Here is a 19,320-nt window from a genome sequence, read left to right as displayed (position 1 = left end):
GCCCCGGAGGCGGGGGATCCGGGGCGGGCCGCAGGGGTGTGGCAGGGGCTATGAGCAGCGTTTTCCGGCGGTGGGCGGGGTGCCGCGGAGCAGGTAGGTGTTGATCGCCGTGTCGATGCAGGTGCTGCCCCGGCCGTAGGCGGTGTGGCCGTCACCGACGTATGTCAGGAGGCGGCCCGAGGAGAGCTGGCGGGCCAGGGACTGGGCCCAGTGGTAGGGGGTCGCGGGGTCGCGGGTGGTGCCGACCACCACGATCGGCGCCGCGCCCTTCGCCTCGATGCGATGCGGCTCACCCGTGGCCTTCACCGGCCAGTACGCGCAGTTCAGCGAGGCCCAGGCCAGGCCGTCGCCGAAGACCGGGGACGCCTTCTCGAAGGCGGGCAGGGCCTGGTCGACCTGCTCGGGGCCGGTGAAGGCCGGCGGCAGGTCCAGGCAGTTCACGGCCGCGTTGGCCATCATCAGGTTGCTGTAGTGGCCGTCGGCGCCACGTTCGTAGTAGCTGTCGGAGAGCGCGAGCAGGCCCGCGCCGTCGTTCTTCCTCATCGCCGAGGTCAGCGCCTCGCGCAGCTGTTCCCAGGTGCCCTGGTCGTACATCGCGGCGATCACCCCGGTCGTGGCCAGCGACTCGTTCAGCTTGCGTCCGTCCGCGTCGCCCGCCGTGATGGGGTGCGCGTCCAGCTTCCGGAAGAACGCCCTGAGGTGGGCGCCGACCTGCGCCGGCGATGTGCCGCTGCTGCCGAGTGGGCAGTCGGAGTGCCGTACGCAGTCCTTCGCGAACGCCTCGAACGCCGTCTCGAAGCCGGCCGTCTGGTCCAGGTTCATGCGCCGGGAGTCCACGGACGGGTCCATCGCGCCGTCCAGGACCATCCGGCCCACCCGGTCCGGGAACAGGCCCGCGTACGTCGCTCCGAGGAACGTGCCGTACGACGCCCCCACGTAGTTCAGTTTCGGATCACCCAGCACCGCCCGCAGGATGTCCATGTCGCGGGCCGCCTCGACGGTGGAGACGTGCCGCAGCAGCCGCGCCGAGTGCGCCCCGCAGCTCTCGGCGAACGTCCTGTCCGCCTTGACCACCGCGTTCTGCTCCTGCTGGTCGTCGGGCGTCAGGTCCGTTTCCGTGTACGTGTCCATCTGGCGCCCGTCGAGGCACTTCACGGGCTCGCTGCGGGCCACGCCCCGCGGATCCACCGCGACCATGTCGTAGCGGGCGCGGACGTCGGCCGGGTAGCCGATGCCCGCGTAGCTCTGGACGTAGGCCACCGCCGAGCCGCCGGGGCCGCCCGGGTTGACCAGCAGCGAACCGAGCGGCCTGCCCTTGCCGGTGGCCGGCTTTCGGGTGACGGCCAGCCGGACGTCACCCGCACCGGGATCGGCGTAGTCCAGCGGGGCCTTCATCGTGGCGCACTGGAAACCGGAGGCACCGCAGCTGCGCCAGTGCAGCCGCTGGGAGTAGTACGGCGTGAGCGCCGACGGTGTCGCACGCGGCAGCGCGGCCAGCACCGCGTCCGCCGCACCGCCCGCCGACGTCGAGCTCCCGGAGGAGCAGGCGGACACGAGCAGGGCGGCGGCCGCGAACAGGGCGGCCGTGAGGCGGGCCGACGTCCGGGTGCGGGCGCCCCGGGTCCGGCGGAGGGATGGCCTGGTGTGCATCAGGCGAGCGTAACGCTGTGCGATGCTCCGGATGCGGTGCGTGGGAGCAGTGGCCTCGTACGGGGGACAACGGCGGCGGCTTCGTACCCGTGACATCGTCGGGTGAGGTGACGTCGTCCTACCCGTGACATCGTCGGCCGGCCTCCCGGCGCGGTGTTCAGCCCGTGCGCAGCGCCATCGTCATGGCCTCCACCGCAAGCAGCGGGGCCACGTTGCGGTCGAGGGCCTCGCGGCATGCGGCGATCGCCTCGATACGGCGGAGTGTGGATTCCGGGGTGCTGCCGCGCGCCAGCCGCTCCAGGGCGTCCTCGGCGTCCGCGTTGGCGATCGCCACGCTCGAGCCGAGCTGCAGGGCGAGGACGTCGCGGTAGAAGGCAGTGAGGTCACCGAGGGCGATGTCGAGGCTGTCGCGCTGCGTGCGGGTTCTGCGGCGCTTCTGCATGTCCTCCAGATCCTTCATCACGCCCGCCGTGCCGCGGGGCAGCCGGCCGCCCTGGACCGCGCCCAGCGCCGCCTTCAGCTCCTCGGCCTCCTTGCCGTCCATCTCCTCGGCGAGCTGCTTGGCGTCCTCGGCGGCCGCGTCGACCAGTTCCTGGGCGGCCCTGAGGCAGGCACCGACCTCGTCGAGCCGGAGGGGCAGCTTGAGGACGGCCGCGCGGCGCTCGCGGGCCGCAGGGTCGGTGGCCAGGCGCCGGGCGCGGTCGACGTGCCCCTGGGTGGCGCGGGCGGCGGCCGCCGCGACCTCGGGTTCGATGCCGTCGCGCCGTACGAGCATGTCGGTCACCGCGTCCACGGACGGCGTGCGCAGGTTCAGGTGGCGGCAGCGGGAGCGGATCGTCGGCAGGACGTCCTCGACGGAGGGTGCGCACAGCAGCCAGACCGTGCGCGGGGCGGGCTCCTCCACCGCCTTGAGGACGGCGTTGGCCGACTTCTCGTTCAGCCGCTCGGCGTCCTCCACCAGGATGATCTGCCAGCGGCCGTTCGCCGGGGAGGTGAACGACTTGCGGACCGTGTCCCGCATGTCCTTCACCAGGATCTCGGAGCCCACGGCAGCCACCGAGGTGACGTCCGCGTGGGTGCCGAGCAGCGCGGTGTGGCAGCCGTCGCAGAAGCCGCAGCCGGGGGCTCCGCCGAGGGCGCGGTCGGGGCTGACGCACTGCAGGGCGGCTGCGAAGGCCCTGGCCGCCTGGTTCCGGCCCGCTCCGGGCGGCCCCGTGAACAGCCATGCGTGCGTCATCTTCGACGCCTCGGGCAGCGGCTCGTCGGCCGCGGCGGCCGTGACGAGGGCGTCGGCGTCCCGCGCGGCCGCGTCGAGCACCGCGCTCACCTTCGCCTGCCCGACGAGGTCGTCCCATACGGTCATGGGTCACGCCGCCCTTCCGTCACACTCCGCGTTCCTGCCCTCCATTGTGCGGGCGGGCACTGACAACGCGGTCCGCGTGCGCGCCGAAGGCCGGTGGGAACGGCGCGCTCGCCGGTAGCGGCCGTGCCGGCCGTCAGCCGCGGCGGCCCCGGCCCCTGCGGCCCTGCTCCTCGTCGTGGTCGCCGTGCTCCCGCTCGTCGTAGGACCCCAGCAGTTCGTCCGCCAGCGACGGCAGGTCGTCCAGCGGGGTCTCCTCGGCCCAGTCGGGACGCGGCCGGCGGCGAGGGGTGCCGTCGGCGTCGATCTGCGGCATCTCGCGCGTACGGTCCTCGGAGCCGTCGGGGCCCGCGGCGGACCGCTCGTCCCGGAAGAAGCCGGGCGGCAGCCGGTCAGCGGGGGCGTCATCCCGTACGGGCGGCAGTACGGCCGTCTCGTCAGCCGCACCCGGAACCACCGGCGGCAGCACCGCCGTCTCGTCCGTCGCGCCCGGAACCCGGGGCAGCACCGCCGTCTCGTCCGTGGCGCCCGGAGCCGCCGGAGGCTGCGGCAGCTCGGCGGTCACCTCGGAGTCCGGGTGGGACGCGCCGGAAGCCTTGGCGTCCTGGACGTCCTGGGCGTTCTCGGCGGAGTCGCCCCGCTCCTCGCGCACCGGACGCAGCACCGTCGTCTCGTCCGTGGCCGCCCCGCGCGTGCCCGGATCGCCCTGGCTGGGCGAGACCACTGGGGTGGGAACCGTCGCCGCGTCCGGGGCCGGGCCCGGCGCGGCCGGCAAGGGCGTGCTGGACCGGCGGGCCGCCATGTCGGCCGCCGCCGCTGCCTCGGTCGCCTGCCTACGGGCCTCCTCGGCGCGCAGCAGCGCCTCCTCGGCCTTGCGCTGCTTCTCCAGGCGCCGCGCTTCCTCCTCGGCACGCAGCCGGGCCTGCCGGGCCTCTTCCTCGGCGCGCAGCCGGGCCTCCTCCTCGGCCTGCTTGCGGCGCCGCTCCTCCTCGGCCCTGCGGCGGGCCTCCTCCTCGGCGCGGGCCTTCTCCTCGGCGAGCAGCCGCTGCCGCTCCTCCTCAGCACGCCGGGCGGCCTCCGCGGCCCGCTGCCGGGCCTCCTCCGCCTGCCGTTCGGCCTCGCGGCGCTGGGCCTCCTCCAGCTCGCGGCGCTTGCGTTCCTCCTCCTCGGCGCGCAGCCGGGCCAGCTCCTCCTGGCGCTCGCGCTCCAGGCGCTCCTCCTCGGCCTTGCGCGCGGCCTCTTCTTCGGCCTTGCGGCGGGCCTCCTCCTCGGCCTTCTTCCGGGCCTCCTCCTGGGCCTTGACCTCGGCCTCGGACAGCGGCAGCACGGTGTCGAGCCGGTGCCGGATCACCGTGGTGACGGCCTCGGGCTCCTGGCCGGCGTCCACGACCAGGTAGCGGCCGGGGTCGGCGGCGGCCAGCGTGAGGAAGCCGGACCGCACGCGCGCGTGGAACTCCGCCGGCTCCGACTCCAGCCGGTCCGGCGCCTCGGTGAACCGCTCGCGGGCGGTCTCCGGCGAGACGTCCAGCAGGACGGTCAGGTGCGGGACGAGCCCATTGGTCGCCCAGCGGTTGATGCGCGCGATCTCGGTCGGGGACAGATCGCGGCCGGCGCCCTGGTAGGCGACGGACGAGTCGATGTAGCGGTCGGAGATGACCACCGCGCCGCGCTCCAGCGCGGGGCGTACGACGGTGTCGACGTGCTCGGCCCGGTCGGCGGCGTACAGCAGCGCCTCCGCGCGATGCGACAGGCCCGCCGACGAGACGTCCAGCAGGATCGAGCGCAGCCGCTTGCCGACGGGCGTGGCCCCCGGCTCGCGGGTGAGCACGACCTCGTGGCCCTTGCCGCGGATCCACTCGGCGAGGGCCTCGGCCTGGGTGGACTTTCCGGCGCCGTCGCCGCCCTCCAGAACGATGAAGAAGCCGCCCGCCGCCGGTGCCTCGACGGGGTCGTCGCCGCCGAGCAGCGCGTCCTTGAGGTCCTGGCGCAACGGGATGCCGGAGCGGTCGTCGACCTTGGCGAGCACCAGCGCCGCCACCGGCAGCAGCAGCGCGCCGACCAGCATCAGCGTGAAGGAGGCGCCGCCGTGCGCGAAGACGAACTTGCCGTTCTCCAGCCGGTGCCGGCCGATGAGCCCGGCGGCCACGGGCGCGATCAGCGCGCCGAGCGCCACGAAGACCCGCACGACCGCGTGCAGGTGCTCGGTGACGCGCCCCCGGCGGTAGTCCTCGGTCTCCTGGTCGAGCAGCGCGTGCCCGGTGTTCGCGGCCACGCCCGCGGTGACGCCGGCGAGCGTGACGATCAGCAGGACCGTGGTGACGTCCGGGACCAGACCAGCGGCCAGCAGGGCGATGCCGGTGAAGGCGATCGCGAGGGCGAGCAGCCGGCGGCGGGACAGCGAGGGCAGCAGCGCGGGGGCCGTACGGATGCCGACGGCGACACCGCCGGTCAGGCCCAGCACCAGCAGGCCGTACAGCACCGGGCCACCGCCCAGGTCGGTGGCGTGCAGCACGCACACCGAGACGGCCGCCGCGATGGCTCCGGCGACCGCGGCGGCGGCCGGGACGAGCAGCGGGATCGCGCCCGTACGGCCCTTGTCGACGCCGGTGCCGGTGCGCGGGCGGCGCAGGCCCTCCAGCGGGGACCGCGCGCGCGGGGTGCGCACGTCGGGCAGGTCGAGGAAGGTCAGCACGGACAGGGAGGCGGCGAACAGGCCCGCCGCCACATACGCCCCGAGGGCCGCGTGGTGCTGGTCGAACCAGGCCACGCCGGTGCCGAGCAGGTTGTTGAGCAGGCCGGCGGCGACCAGCGCGGCGGCCGCCAGCGGTACGGCGAGGAAGCTGGTGCGCAGCGACAGGCGGCGCAGGGCGTCCATGTGGTCCGGCAGCGGCCGTACGGTGGCGCCCTCCGGGGGCGGGCCGGGCAGCAGGGCAGGAGCCGCGCTCTCCCGGCAGACCGTCCACAGGCGCTCGGCGACTCCGGTGACGAAGGCGGTGACCAGCAGGACGGCCAGTGCGTTGTCCGGGGTCCAGTCGATCCACAGAGGCGCGACGATCAGCAGCGCGGCGCGCACGCCGTCGGCGCCGACCATGGTCCAGCGGCGGTCGAGCGGGCCCTCCTGGGCGGTGAGCGTGTTCAGCGGGCCGAGGAGGACCGCGCCGAACAGCAGCGCGGCGAGGACACGCGCGGCGAAGACCGTCGCCACTGCGAACGCCACGCCCCGGTATCCACCACCGAACGCGCCCTGGGCGATCGCCGCCTGGAGGGCGAGGACGACCAGGACGAGGAGGGCGAGGGTGTCGCCGACGCCGCTCACCAGCTGCGCGCTCCACAGGCGTCGCAATTCGGGTCGGCGCAGCAGGGAACGGACGGCGCGCTCGCGGGAGTCCGCGACCAGGGCGTCGTCCGGTGCTGTGGTGGTGGCCGTTGGCTGCTCGGCTCGCGTCATGCGTTCAGCCTATCCGGAGGCACCGACACCACACCCCGCCGCTCCTGGCATGCGCACGCCCCGACATCAAAGTGATGCCGGGGCGTACCGAAGTGATACAGAGGCGGAGCCTTCGCGAAGTCGAACGGCAGTGCGGAGGCTGATCAGGCCTCGGCGCTCGGTCTGCGCGCTCAGGCCTCGGCGGTCAGTCCTCCGCGCCCGAAGTCAGTCCTCCGCGCCCGAAGCCGTCGCCTTGGAAGCCGTGGCTTTCTTGGCGGTCGTCTTCTTCGCCGTGGTCTTCTTCGCGGCCGCGGTCGTCTTCTTCGCCGCCGTCTTCTTGGCGGCGGTCTTCTTCGCCGGGGCCGCCTTCTTGGCCGGGGCCTTCTTGGCGGTCTTCTTGGCGGGCGCCTTCGCACGCTTCTCGGCGAGCAGCTCGAAGCCGCGCTCCGGGGTGATCGCCTCGACGCTGTCGCCGGAGCGCAGGGTCGCGTTGGTCTCGCCGTCGGTGACGTACGGCCCGAAGCGGCCGTCCTTGACCACGACCGGCTTGCCGGAGACCGGGTCCTCACCCAGCTCCTTCAGCGGCGGCTTGGCGGCGGCCCGGCCACGCTGCTTGGGCTGGGCGTAGATCGCCTGCGCCTCCTCCAGCGTGATCGTGAAGAGCTGGTCCTCGGACTGCAGCGAGCGCGAGTCCGTGCCCTTCTTCAGATACGGGCCGTAGCGGCCGTTCTGCGCGGTGATCTCCTGGCCGTCGGCGTCGGTGCCGACGATCCGCGGCAGCGACATCAGCTTCAGCGCGTCCTCGAGCGTGACCGTGTCGAGCGACATGGACTTGAACAGCGAGGCCGTGCGCGGCTTGACCGCGTTCTTGCCGGTCTTCGGGGTGCCCTCGGGGAGGACCTCCGTGACGTACGGGCCGTAGCGGCCGGCCTTCGCGACGATCGGGTGGCCGGTGGCCGGGTCGGTGCCCAGCTCGAAGTCACCGCTGGGCTTGGCCAGCAGTTCCTCGGCCAGCTCGACGTTCAGCTCGTCCGGCGGCAGGTCGTCCGGGACGTCGTGGGACTGGTACTCCTCGGTGCCCTTCTCGCCGCGCTCGACGTAGGGGCCGAAGCGGCCGACGCGGAGCACGATGCCGTTGCCCACCGGGAACGACGACACCTCGCGCGCATCGATGGCGCCCAGGTCGGTCACCAGCTCCTTGAGGCCACCGAGGTGGTCCCCGTCGCCGTTGCCCGCCTCGGCCGCGCCGCCGTGACCGGTGCCTTCGCCGAAGTAGAAGCGCTTCAGCCACGGCACGGCCCTGGCCTCGCCGGCCGCGATGCGGTCGAGGTCGTCCTCCATCTTGGCGGTGAAGTCGTAGTCGACGAGCCGCCCGAAGTGCTTCTCCAGGAGGTTGACCACGGCGAAGGACAGGAAGGACGGGACGAGTGCCGTGCCCTTCTTGAAGACGTAGCCGCGGTCGAGGATCGTGCCGATGATCGACGCGTACGTCGACGGGCGGCCGATCTCGCGCTCTTCCAGCTCCTTGACCAGGGAGGCCTCGGTGTAGCGCGCCGGGGGCTTGGTGGCGTGGCCGTCGACCGTGATCTCCTCGGCGGACAGCGCGTCGCCCTCGGCGACCTGCGGCAGCCGGCGCTCGCGGTCGTCCAGTTCGGCGTTCGGGTCGTCGGCGCCCTCGACGTAGGCCTTCAGGAAGCCGTGGAAGGTGATCGTCTTGCCGGAGGCGCTGAACTCGACGTCCCGGCCGTCGGCGGCGGTGCCACCGATCTTCACGGTCACGGAGTTACCGGTCGCGTCCTTCATCTGGGAGGCGACGGTCCGCATCCAGATCAGCTCGTAGAGCCTGAACTGGTCGCCGGTCAGGCCGGTCTCGGCGGGAGTGCGGAAACGATCACCCGAGGGGCGGATCGCCTCGTGGGCCTCCTGCGCGTTCTTGACCTTGGCGGCGTACGTGCGCGGCTGCGGGGGCAGGTAGTCGGCGCCGTACAGCTGCGTGACCTGGGCGCGGGCGGCCGCGATCGCGGTGTCGCTCAGCGTCGTGGAGTCCGTACGCATGTACGTGATGTAGCCGTTCTCGTACAGCTTCTGCGCGATCTGCATGGTCGCCTTCGCGCCGAAGCCGAGCTTGCGGCTGGCCTCCTGCTGCAGCGTCGTCGTACGGAACGGGGCGTACGGCGAGCGGCGGTACGGCTTGGACTCGACGGACCGCACGGAGAAGCGCGTGCTCTCCAGGGCGGCGGCGAGGGCGCGGGCGGTCGCCTCGTCGAGGTGGAGGGTGTTCTCGCTCTTGAGCTGCCCCAGGGAGTCGAAGTCGCGGCCCTGCGCGATCCGCCTGCCGTCGACGGTCTGGAGGCGGGCGACCAGCGACGACGGGTCCGACGTATCACCCGCACGGCCGGTCGCGAAGGTGCCCGTCAGGTCCCAGTACTCGGCAGAACGAAACGCGATGCGCTCGCGTTCCCGCTCGACGACGAGACGCGTGGCGACGGACTGGACGCGGCCGGCCGACAGGCGCGGCATGACCTTCTTCCACAGGACCGGCGAGACCTCGTAGCCGTAGAGGCGGTCGAGGATGCGGCGGGTCTCCTGGGCGTCGACGAGCTTCTGGTTGAGCTGGCGCGGGTTGGCGACGGCCTCGCGGATCGCGTCCTTGGTGATCTCGTGGAAGACCATCCGCTTGACCGGGATCTTCGGCTTGAGGACCTCCTGGAGGTGCCAGGCGATCGCCTCGCCCTCCCGGTCCTCATCGGTGGCGAGGAAGAGCTCGTCGGAGTCCTTCAGCAGGTCCTTGAGCTTCTTGACCTGCGCCTTCTTGTCGGCGTTGATCACATAGATCGGCTGGAAGTCATGGTCGACGTCCACACCGAGGCGGCGCACCTCGCCGGTGTACTTCTCGGGCACCTCCGCGGCGCCGTTGGGGAGGTCGCGGATGTGCCCGACGCTCGCTTCGACGACGTAGCCGGGGCCGAGGTAGCCCTTGATCGTCTTCGCCTTGGCAGGCGACTCGACGATGACGAGTCGGCGGCCGCCCTGTGCGGTCTCGCTGGTCGGGGACAACTTCGCTCTTCTCTCCGGTCGACGCTGGGGCCTCCCCAGGGCTTCCTCCCGGGGTCGCGGCGTACTGCTGGCACGTGTGACGCTGCGGAGTGTGACGGTACATCCCGCCCCCGTGTCAAACGGGAAAAGCCCACAACGGCCACTCGAACGGTAACCCGACTACCGCCATTCCTGCCGCCCGGACTACCGGGTACCCACTCGAGGCATGTCCGGAGCGTGACGCTCCCCTTACTTCCGCGGCACTCTCACCGCCGCACGCCTGCCGATGTCAGAGGCGGGTCAGGCAGTACACACCGAGGCCCAGCGCGACCGTCCCAGCCACGCTCGCGAGGGCCGCCGATGCGACCTGGTTCACACCGTGGGCCACCGGCTCGCGGCGCCTGAGGCGGGTGCCGGTCCAGGCCAGCAGGGCGCCTCCGAACAGGGCGAACACCGCTCCCGCGAAGATCGCCGGCCCGCTCTCCATCCCCCGCCCACCCCTTCCGCGCCGTCCGGTTCTGCCCGCGCCCGGAGACTGGCACGCACGGGAGACGAGTGAGGGACGGGCGGGCGACATCAGGGTGAACGACCAGCCGGCACGATATCGCACACATGACCGAATAGAGACCTTGACCGATCCGGCAGCCATATTTTTCCGGCCGTTTTCCCGGCGTCGGCGCGTCATGGCAGCGGCATGGACGCGTCACGGCACCCCGGAACGGGTTCGCGCCGGCCCGTGCCACCGGCATACGACGATGATCCGGGCGCGGCCACGAGGGCATCGGGAGACGGCTACGACCGCGCCGGTACCCGGCGTACTTCAGGCGACCCAAGCCGCCGTAGCCCCGCCGCACGGCCGGACCAGCCGCCGCAGCCCTGTCACCCGCACGCTCGGTCAGCGCGCCGGGTCGAGGAAGCCCTGCTCCACCAGCAGGCGGATCTGCGCGGGCGTGCGGTCGCGGAGCACCACCGGGTCCTCCTGCATGAGCTGGGCGATGGCGTCCAGGATGCGGCCCGCGCTCAGTGTGCCGTCGCAGACGCCCGCGAACCCGGCCCCGACGGTGTCCACCTTCGTGGCCCGGCGCATCCCGCGGTGCTGGCGCAGCACCACATGCTCGGGGTCCTCGGCACCGGGCAGCCCGACCTGCTCCTGGACCACCTCGGCGGCAAGCCTGAAGTGGCTGTCGAGCAGTGCCGCGTCGTCGTGCTCCCGGAGATAGTCGAGACGCTCGAAGTGCGCCCGGATCGTGTCCCCGAGAGGCTGTTCGACCGGGTGCGGCCACTCCTCCACCGTGACGACGGGCTCGGCGGAACCGGTCCGGCGCAGGGTGATCCAGCCGAAGCCGACCGCCTTGACCTTGCGCGCCTCGAACTCGTCGAGCCAGGCGTCGTAGCGCGCCTGGTACTCCGCCGGGTCCCCGCGGTGGTCACCGGCGTCCCTCAGCCACAGCTCGGCGTACTGCGTGACGTCCTGTACCTCGCGCTGCACGATCCAGGCATCGCACCCGCGCGGCACCCACGACCTGAGTCTGTCCTGCCAGTCCTCCCCTGCCACGTGCTGCCAGTTGGCGAGGAACTGCGCGAACCCGCCCTCGTTCAGCCGTTCCCCCGCCTGTTGAACGAGCGAGCGGCACAGATCGTCCCCGCCCATGCCACCGTCCCGGTACGTGAGGCGGGCGCCGGGCGAGATGACGAAGGGCGGGTTGGAGACGATCAGGTCGAAGGTCTCGTCGTCCCGCACCGGTTCGAACAGCGAGCCCTCGCGCAGGTCGGCGGCGGGGGCGGCGGAGAGCGCGAGCGTGAGCGCGGTGATGTGCAGCGCGCGCGGGTTGAGGTCGGTCGCCGTCACGCGCGTGGCGTGCTGGGCGGCGTGCAGCGCCTGGATGCCGGAGCCGGTGCCGAGGTCCAGGGCGGACGCGACCGGCGTACGGACGGTAATGCCGGCGAGTGTCGTGGAGGCACCGCCGACGCCAAGTACGACGCCCTCGTCGCGCTGCCCGATCCCGCCGGCTCCGCCGACCGCGCAGCCCAGGTCGGAGACGATGAACCAGTCCTCGCCGCCGGGACCGCCGTAGGGCCGTACGTCCACGGTGGCGGCCACCTCGTCGCCGCCCACGCGCGTGAGCCACCCGGCTTCCAGCGCCTCCTCGGCCGGCAGAACGGCCGCCACGCGCGTGTACGGCACCGGTTGCTGGAGCAGGAACAGCCTTACGAGCGTCTCCAGCGGCGTGTCGCCACGGGTCGCCCTCAGTGCGGGCACGGTCTCGCTGCGGGCCAGCGCCGCGTAGGCGGGGGCGCCGAGCAGGTCGAGCAGCCCGTCGGCGGTGAAGGAGGCGGCCAGCAGCGCCGCACGCAGGCGCGCGGCGCTGTCGGGCCGGTCGGAAGCGGGCAGGGAAGCGAGTCCGGAGTCAGTCACACCCCCCATTGTGGCCCGCGGCCCCTCCCGGACGCGGCCTCAGCACGCCCCACGGCTGGGCCCCGGCACGCCTCGGGACCCGGCCGGGCCACAGCCCGCCGGACGGCGGCGGCCGACGACGGGACCTGGCCCGCAACCGGCGCACGCCGCCCCGGGATACGCTGCCGACGGCCCGAGCGGGGCTCGCGAGCCGGCCTTCCGTTCCGCGGGCCGAACCGTGCAGCCGAGGCCGTGGTCCGCGACCGTGTTGCCCCGATCGTGATCAGTCAGCCGCAGCCGCGGGCTGTCGTCCCGTCAGCTGCAGCCGCCGGCCGCCATCCGGGTCAGCCCGTCGACGGCGAGGACGACGAAGCCGTTGCGGCGACCTTCTTGCAGCTGGCCTGCTGGGCGATGGCGTTCTTGACGTCGCCCTGCTGGAGCTTCTCCAGCGCGTCGGTGCCGCTCTGGTGCTGCTTCTCCAGGTCAGTCATCTGCACCGCGATGTCGTGCAGACCCGAGGCGAACTTGGCCTGGTCCTTGGTGTTCAGCGCGTCGACCTGCTTCTTCAGGCCGGCGTAGGAGGCGGAGAGGCCGTTGAAGCTCTTCACGACGTCCTGGAGCCGCTTGGCGCCGTCCTGGACACCGGGAGGCGCACCCGCGCCGCTGACGGCGGCGGCTATCGCCTTGTAGCCGTCGGCCATGTCCTGGAAGGCCTGCGAGTCCGTCTTCTGGAGGGTCTCGGGCTTGGCGGTGTCGGCGGCCGTCGTACTGATCGCCGCGTTCGCCGCCTTGATCTTCGCGTCCTGCGCGGGCACCGCGTCACACACCGACTTGGCCCAGGCGACCAGCTTGGGGTCGGGTCCCTTGTCACCGCCGCTGCTGGTGCATCCCGACAGCGCCACCACCAGTACCGCACCGCCGGACAGTGCGGCCGCGAGCTTCTTGTTCACCGGATTGGTCCCTTCCATGGCTCTCGGCCCACGGACCCTACACGGCGGACCCACACCCTCCGCACCCCGAAAGCCCCCTAAGGATCCCTTTGTGACCCTTTGCACCATGCGAGAGAAGGCTCACCACGTGGGCGAGCCCACAGCCGCGCCCACAGACACGCCCGCAGCAGCGCCACAGACGGAAGCGGGCGGGCGGCACGTCAGCACGCGCCGTCCGCCCGCCCGTTGAGCAGGGCCTTCCCGGAAGATCTAGGAAACCACCGCCGTGTTCGGTGAGTTGGAGACCCGCTCAGCGCTCTCGTCGTCGCCGACGGCGATGCCGCGCCGCTTGGAGACGTACACGGCGACGACGATCACGGCGAGCGCGAGGATCGCGATCGCGATCCGTACGCCGATGCTCTTGTCGCTGCCGTAGGAGAACTTGATCACCGCGGGCGCGATGAGCAGCGACACCAGGTTCATGACCTTCAGCAGCGGGTTGATCGCCGGTCCCGCGGTGTCCTTGAAGGGGTCGCCGACGGTGTCGCCGATCACCGTGGCGGCGTGGGCCTCGCTGCCCTTGCCGCCGTGGTGGCCGTCCTCCACCAGCTTCTTGGCGTTGTCCCAGGCGCCGCCGGAGTTGGCGAGGAACACCGCCATCAGCGTGCCCGCGCCGATCGCGCCGGCGAGATAGGAGCCCAGCGAGCCGACGCCGAGCGTGAACCCGATGAAGATCGGCGCCATGACGGCGAGCAGACCTGGTGTGGCCAGCTCGCGCAGGGCGTCCTTGGTGCAGATGTCGACGACCTTGCCGTACTCGGGCTTCTCGGTGAAGTCCATGATCCCGGGCTTCTCGCGGAACTGCCGCCGCACCTCGAACACCACCGAACCGGCCGACCGCGAGACGGCGTTGATGGCCAGTCCGGAGAAGAGGAAGACGACCGCCGCGCCCGCGATGAGGCCGACGAGGTTGCTGGGCTGCGAGATGTCCAGGGACAGACTCAGCGGCGCGCCCGGCCCGGTGAGTTTCACCCCGACGTTCTGCACGTTGGTGGTGATCGCGTCGCGGTACGACCCGAACAGCGCCGACGCGGCGAGGACGGCGGTGGCGATGGCGATGCCCTTGGTGATGGCCTTGGTGGTGTTGCCGACCGCGTCCAGGTTGGTGAGCACCTGCGCGCCCGCGCCCTCGACGTCGCCGGACATCTCGGCGATGCCCTGTGCGTTGTCGGAGACCGGACCGAAGGTGTCCATGGCGACGATCACGCCGACCGTGGTGAGCAGGCCGGTGCCGGCCAGCGCGACCGCGAACAACGCGAGCATGATCGACGTACCGCCGAGCAGGAACGCGCCGTACACACCGAGCCCGATGAGCAGCGCGGTGTAGACGGCGGATTCCAGACCGACCGAGATGCCGGACAGGACGACGGTGGCCGGTCCGGTGAGGGAGGTCTTGCCGATGTCCCGGACCGGGCGGCGGTTGGTCTCGGTGAAGTAGCCGGTCAGCTGCTGGATGACGGCGGCGAGCAGAATGCCGATCGCCACCGCGACCAGGGCCAGGATCCGCGGGTCGCCGGCCTTGCCCCTGATCGCTGCGTCCGTCACACCGTGCAGAGCGGAGTACTTCGAGGGCAGGTAGACGAAGACGGCGATCGCGACCAGCGCGAGCGAGATCACCGCGGAGATGAAGAAGCCGCGGTTGATGGCCGTCATGCCGCTGCGGTCGGCGCGCCGCGGGGCGACCGCGAAGATGCCGATCATCGCAGTGAGGACGCCGATGGCGGGCACGAGCAGCGGGAAGGCGAGTCCGGAGTTGCCGAAGGCGGCCTTGCCGAGGATCAGGGCGGCCACCAGGGTCACGGCGTACGACTCGAAGAGGTCGGCCGCCATGCCCGCGCAGTCGCCGACGTTGTCGCCCACATTGTCGGCGATGGTCGCGGCATTGCGTGGGTCGTCCTCCGGAATGCCCTGTTCGACCTTGCCGACCAGGTCGGCGCCGACGTCGGCGGCCTTGGTGAAGATGCCGCCGCCCACACGCATGAACATGGCGATCAGGGCGGCGCCGAGGCCGAAGCCCTCCAGCACCTTCGGAGCGTCGGCCGCGTACACCAGCACCACGCAGGAGGCGCCCAGCAGGCCGAGCCCCACCGTGAACATGCCGACGACGCCGCCCGTGCGAAATGCGATCTTCATCGCGGTGTGCGAGACGGTGGTGAGATCCTTTTGCGGTTCGCCCGGTGCCGGTGTGGCTTCCCGGGCCGCCGCGGCGACCCTGACATTGCTGCGCACGGCGAGCCACATGCCGATATAGCCGGTGGCCGCCGAGAACGCCGCTCCGATCAGGAAGAACACCGAACGTCCGGCACGCTGATTCCAGTCGTCCGCGGGCAGCAGCATGAGCAGGAAGAAGACGACGACGGCGAATACGCCGAGCGTGCGCAACTGCCGGGCGAGGTACGCCTTCGCGCCTTCCTGGACCGCCTCGGCGATCCGCTTCATGCTGTCGGTGCCCTCGCCCGCCGCCAGCACCTGGCGCACCAGGATCCCCGCCACCACCAGCGCGGCCAGGGCGACCGCCGCGATGACGGCCACGATGATCCGGTTGTCGGCGGTCAGGACTGCGGCTGCGAGGGATGTGGGGTGACCCGATTGAGGGGTAGAAAGCCCCGCCATTCGTCCTCCTTGACGCTTGGGCTGAGCTCAAGATGTGGGGATTCTAGGTACCTCAGTGTGATCTAAACAGAGCGCGGTAAACGGAATTCTCCTCCACCGACTCATCAGTAAATGATCGAGATCCCGCCCCGACAACCCGAATGGAGTAATGCCCCGAGGGCATTCTTTGATCGTGAATTCCTTCACGAATTCGCTCGGGTGCCCCGCACGCTGGAAAAACACCGAGGGCCCTGCCAGGCAGGGCCCTCGTCAAGTGGTACGGCAGCGCTCAGACCAGCGCCGTGGCCGGGGGTGCGGTCGGCCAGGTCATACGGATCAGGCCGCCGTCGTGTCCGGTGGTGACCTGGACGTCGTCGACGAGGCCACTGATGACCGCGAGGCCCATCTCGTCCTCCTCGACCTCCGCCTCGCCGTCTCCGGCTCCGGGCGTGTCGCCAGGGGCCGCGTGCGGCGCCTCGTCGCCGACCTCGATGGAGAACTGTTTCTCCTCTTCGATCAGCGCCACCTTCACGGGCGCGGTGATGCCGCTGCTCTGGTGCAGTCCGACAGCACGGGAGCAGGCCTCGCCGACGGCGAGCCGGACCTCGTCCAGGACGGCCTCGTCCACTCCGGCCCTGCGTGCCACCGCGGCCGCCACCAACCGGGCGGTCCGGACGTGCTCGGGCAGCGCGCTGAAGCGGAGTTCAACGGTGGCCATGCATCCCCCTCGCGACTACGGGCGTGCGGTCGGGGGCGGGGCCGCCGAGAGCCCGCACCCCCTGCTGTGCTTCTGTGCCCGGGCCGCTTCGAAGCCCGGGAAGGACCCGGTCGACGAACCGGCCGCGAACGCAGCGAGCCGGACGTGACCGGCCGGCGACCGGACTCCAAGGGAGCCCGGCGCCGGTGACCGGTCCAGGGTCAGTCGGTGGCCGCCACCGCTTCCTCGACCGAGGTGTGGATCGGGAACACCTTGGTGAGGCCGGTGATACGGAAGATCTTCAGAATGCGCTCCTGGTTGCAGACCAGGCGCAGCGAGCCCTCGTGGGCACGCACTCGCTTGAGGCCGCCGACCAGCACGCCGAGCCCGGTGGAGTCGAGGAAGTCCACGCCCTCCATGTCGACGACGAGGTGGAAATTGCCGTCGTTCACCAGCTCGACCAGCTGCTCGCGCAGCTTGGGCGCGGTGTATACATCGATTTCGCCACCGACCTCGACGACCGTACGATCGCCGACGGTACGGGTCGACAGGGACAGGTCCACGGATCCTCCAGCACCTTGCTATCGAGCGGACGCCCCTCGGGACACCTCGGCGGCCCCCGGGACGCATCGCCAGCCGCGATGGCATTCAATCACTTACCGGCAGGCGTGCACGACGCCTTGGCTCCATTGTCCGTCACGCCAGTGACACACTCGGTGCCGATGGCCAAGAATCACCGATCCGATCGATCCCCGGCGAACCCGGCGTCCCGCCCGTCTCCGGGCGCGGTCCTCGACCGGCTCGCCTCCGGGCCGAGCCGGTCTGCGCGCATCACTCATACGGAGCACTTGCCCCCGCGCGCGGGCCGCCATGCCGTCTGGCCTGACCGAATCCGGTCCGAGGTGATCGCGGCCGTCCAGGCGTGCGGCATCGAACACCCCTGGGCGCACCAGGCGCTGGCCGCCGAGCACGCCCTGGACGGCGACTCGGTGGTCGTCGCCACCGGCACCGCCTCCGGCAAGTCCCTCGCGTACCTCGTGCCCGTCCTGTCCACCCTTATGGACGGTTCCGAGGCGCCGAACGGCCGAGGGGCCACCGCCCTGTACCTCGCCCCCACCAAGGCACTTGCGGCGGACCAGTTCCGGTCGGTGAAGGAACTTTCACAGCCGCTCAGCACCTCGGTGCGCCCGGCCGTGTACGACGGCGACACCCCGTTCGAGGAACGGGAGTGGATCCGCCAGTACGCCAACTACGTCCTCACCAACCCCGACATGCTGCACCGCGGGATACTCCCCTCCCACCCGCGCTGGTCCTCCTTCCTGAAATCCCTCAAGTACGTCGTCATCGACGAGTGCCACACCTACCGGGGCGTCTTCGGCTCACACGTCGCCCAGGTGCTGCGCCGGCTGCGCCGCCTGTGCGCCCGGTACGGCGCCTCGCCCGTCTTCCTGCTGGCCTCGGCGACCGCCGCCGAGCCCGCCGTAGCCGCCCGCCGGCTGACCGGCCTGCCGGTGACCGAGGTCGCCGACGACGCCTCTCCCCGCGGTGAGCTGGTCTTCGCCCTGTGGGAGCCCCCGCTCACCGAGTTGCACGGCGAGAAGGGCGCACCCGTACGGCGGACCGCCACCGCCGAGACCGCCGATCTGCTGACCGACCTCACCGTGCAGGGCGTGCGCTCGGTGGCCTTCGTGCGGTCCCGGCGCGGCGCCGAGCTGATCTCGGTGATCGCCCAGGAGAAGCTGGCCGAGGTCGACCGCTCCCTGGTCCGGCGTGTCGCGGCCTACCGCGGCGGCTACCTCCCCGAGGAGCGCCGCGCCCTGGAGCGCGCCCTGCACTCCGGCGAGCTCCTCGGGCTGGCCGCCACGACGGCCCTGGAGCTCGGTGTGGACGTCTCCGGCCTGGACGCGGTGGTCATTGCCGGTTACCCGGGCACGCGCGCCTCTCTGTGGCAGCAGGCGGGCCGCGCGGGCCGTACCGGACAGGGCGCCCTCGCGGTGCTGGTGGCCCGCGACGACCCGCTGGACACCTTCCTGGTCCACCACCCCGAGGCCCTGTTCGACCAGCCGGTGGAGTCCACCGTCCTCGACCCCGACAACCCCTACGTGCTCGCCCCGCACCTGTGCGCCGCCGCCGCGGAACTCCCGCTGACCGAAGAGGACCTGGACCTCTTCGGCCCCGCCTGCGCGGACGTGCTGCCGCAGCTGGAGGCCGCGAAGCTGCTGCGCCGGCGGACGAAGGCCTGGCACTGGACACGCCGGGAGCGGGCCGCCGACCTGACCGACATCCGCGGCGCAGGCGGGCGCCCGGTGCAGATCGTCGAGTCCGGCACGGGCCGCCTGCTCGGCACGGTCGACGCGGGCGCCGCGCACTCCACAGTCCACGAGGGCGCCGTCCATCTCCACCAGGGCCGCACCTACCTGGTGCGCCAGCTGGACCTGGAGGACTCGGTCGCCCTGGTCGAGCAGGCCGACCCGCCGTACTCCACGGTCGCCCGCGACACCACCTCCATCTCCATCCTGGAGACCGACACCGAGATCCCCTGGGGCGCCGGCCGCCTCTGCTACGGCTCGGTCGAGGTCACCAACCAGGTGGTGTCCTACCTCCGCAGACGGCTCATCACCGGCGAAGTGCTCGGTGAGAGCAAACTCGACCTCCCTCCTCGTACCCTGCGCACCCGCGCGGTGTGGTGGACCGTCACCGACGACCAGCTCGACGAGGCCCGGATCACCCCGGAGATCCTCGGCGGCTCCCTGCACGCCGCCGAACACGCCTCCATCGGCCTGCTCCCCCTCTTCGCGACCTGCGACCGCTGGGACATCGGCGGCGTGTCGATCCCGCTGCACCCGGACACCCTGCTGCCCACGGTCTTCGTGTACGACGGCCACCCCGGCGGAGCGGGCTTCGCCGAGCGTGCCTTCCACACCGCCCGCACCTGGCTCGCCGCCACCCGCGAGGCCATCGCCTCCTGCGAGTGCGAGGCCGGCTGCCCGTCCTGCATCCAGTCCCCCAAGTGCGGCAACGGCAACGACCCACTGCACAAGAGGGGCGCGGTACGGCTCCTCACGGTGCTGTTGCGGGGGGCGCCGGAGGAGAAGCCGGACGAACGGGGGGCGGAGGCGCCGGCTGCGGGGGGACAGTCGGCGGAGTAGCCGGCTCCTTGAGTGTGCTCGGCAG

The 19,320-nt window shown here is 71.9% G+C and carries 11 protein-coding genes; 1 reads left to right on the top strand and 10 read right to left on the bottom strand.

The window, feature by feature from the left end:
• Positions 1-48: 48 nt before the first annotated feature.
• From ACWCQS_RS42435 to bldG, 10 genes are all read right to left on the bottom strand, one after another.
• Positions 49-1,650, bottom strand: coding sequence for an alpha/beta hydrolase (locus tag ACWCQS_RS42435; protein WP_451009472.1), 1,602 nt, complete (start codon positions 1,648-1,650; stop codon positions 49-51).
• Between the two features lie 157 nt (positions 1,651-1,807).
• Positions 1,808-3,013, bottom strand: a complete 1,206-nt coding sequence (locus ACWCQS_RS42430) for a DNA polymerase III subunit delta' (protein WP_451009471.1) — start codon at positions 3,011-3,013, stop codon at positions 1,808-1,810.
• 133 nt (positions 3,014-3,146) lie between these two features.
• The gene (tmk, locus tag ACWCQS_RS42425; protein ID WP_451009470.1) at positions 3,147-6,458 is read right to left on the bottom strand and encodes a dTMP kinase; all 3,312 of its coding nucleotides are present in this window, start codon (positions 6,456-6,458) and stop codon (positions 3,147-3,149) included.
• Between the two features lie 204 nt (positions 6,459-6,662).
• Entirely contained in the window at positions 6,663-9,494 is a 2,832-nt protein-coding gene (gene topA, locus ACWCQS_RS42420; protein ID WP_451009469.1) for a type I DNA topoisomerase, read from the bottom strand.
• Positions 9,495-9,762: 268 nt separating this feature from the next.
• Positions 9,763-9,960, bottom strand: a complete 198-nt coding sequence (locus ACWCQS_RS42415; protein WP_451009468.1) for a hypothetical protein — start codon at positions 9,958-9,960, stop codon at positions 9,763-9,765.
• A gap of 408 nt (positions 9,961-10,368) precedes the next feature.
• Entirely contained in the window at positions 10,369-11,898 is a 1,530-nt protein-coding gene (locus tag ACWCQS_RS42410; protein ID WP_451009467.1) for a DUF7059 domain-containing protein, read from the bottom strand.
• A gap of 314 nt (positions 11,899-12,212) precedes the next feature.
• Entirely contained in the window at positions 12,213-12,836 is a 624-nt protein-coding gene (locus tag ACWCQS_RS42405) for a small secreted protein (protein WP_451009466.1), read from the bottom strand.
• Between the two features lie 231 nt (positions 12,837-13,067).
• Complete coding sequence (locus ACWCQS_RS42400) at positions 13,068-15,470, bottom strand: sodium-translocating pyrophosphatase (protein ID WP_451009465.1); 2,403 nt, start codon at positions 15,468-15,470, stop codon at positions 13,068-13,070.
• A 268-nt stretch (positions 15,471-15,738) separates the two neighbouring features.
• A complete protein-coding gene (locus tag ACWCQS_RS42395; RefSeq protein WP_388623789.1) occupies positions 15,739-16,167 on the bottom strand; it encodes an ATP-binding protein in 429 nt (142 codons plus the stop codon).
• Positions 16,168-16,367: 200 nt separating this feature from the next.
• A complete protein-coding gene (gene bldG, locus ACWCQS_RS42390) occupies positions 16,368-16,709 on the bottom strand; it encodes an anti-sigma factor antagonist BldG (RefSeq protein WP_010986038.1) in 342 nt (113 codons plus the stop codon).
• Positions 16,710-16,787: 78 nt separating this feature from the next.
• Between bldG and ACWCQS_RS42385 the strand changes: the two genes are divergently transcribed.
• Positions 16,788-19,295 (top strand): DEAD/DEAH box helicase, encoded by a 2,508-nt coding sequence (locus ACWCQS_RS42385; RefSeq protein WP_451009464.1) that lies wholly within the window; start codon positions 16,788-16,790, stop codon positions 19,293-19,295.
• The last annotated feature ends 25 nt before the right edge of the window (positions 19,296-19,320 follow it).

It is taken from the genome of Streptomyces sp. NPDC002076, assembly GCF_053593835.1.
This window is presented reverse-complemented; position numbering and strand designations above follow the sequence as displayed.

What these genes read in the sequence shown, in the direction of transcription:
- ACWCQS_RS42435 (WP_451009472.1), bottom strand. Translation starts at nt 1,650, where the DNA reads ATGCACACCAGGCCATCCCTCCGCCGGACCCGGGGCGCCCGCACCCGG.
- ACWCQS_RS42430 (WP_451009471.1), bottom strand. Translation starts at nt 3,013, where the DNA reads ATGACCGTATGGGACGACCTCGTCGGGCAGGCGAAGGTGAGCGCGGTG.
- tmk (WP_451009470.1), bottom strand. Translation starts at nt 6,458, where the DNA reads ATGACGCGAGCCGAGCAGCCAACGGCCACCACCACAGCACCGGACGAC.
- ACWCQS_RS42415 (WP_451009468.1), bottom strand. Translation starts at nt 9,960, where the DNA reads ATGGAGAGCGGGCCGGCGATCTTCGCGGGAGCGGTGTTCGCCCTGTTC.
- ACWCQS_RS42410 (WP_451009467.1), bottom strand. Translation starts at nt 11,898, where the DNA reads ATGGGGGGTGTGACTGACTCCGGACTCGCTTCCCTGCCCGCTTCCGAC.
- ACWCQS_RS42405 (WP_451009466.1), bottom strand. Translation starts at nt 12,836, where the DNA reads ATGGAAGGGACCAATCCGGTGAACAAGAAGCTCGCGGCCGCACTGTCC.
- ACWCQS_RS42400 (WP_451009465.1), bottom strand. Translation starts at nt 15,470, where the DNA reads ATGGCGGGGCTTTCTACCCCTCAATCGGGTCACCCCACATCCCTCGCA.
- ACWCQS_RS42395 (WP_388623789.1), bottom strand. Translation starts at nt 16,167, where the DNA reads ATGGCCACCGTTGAACTCCGCTTCAGCGCGCTGCCCGAGCACGTCCGG.
- ACWCQS_RS42385 (WP_451009464.1), top strand. Translation starts at nt 16,788, where the DNA reads ATGGCATTCAATCACTTACCGGCAGGCGTGCACGACGCCTTGGCTCCA.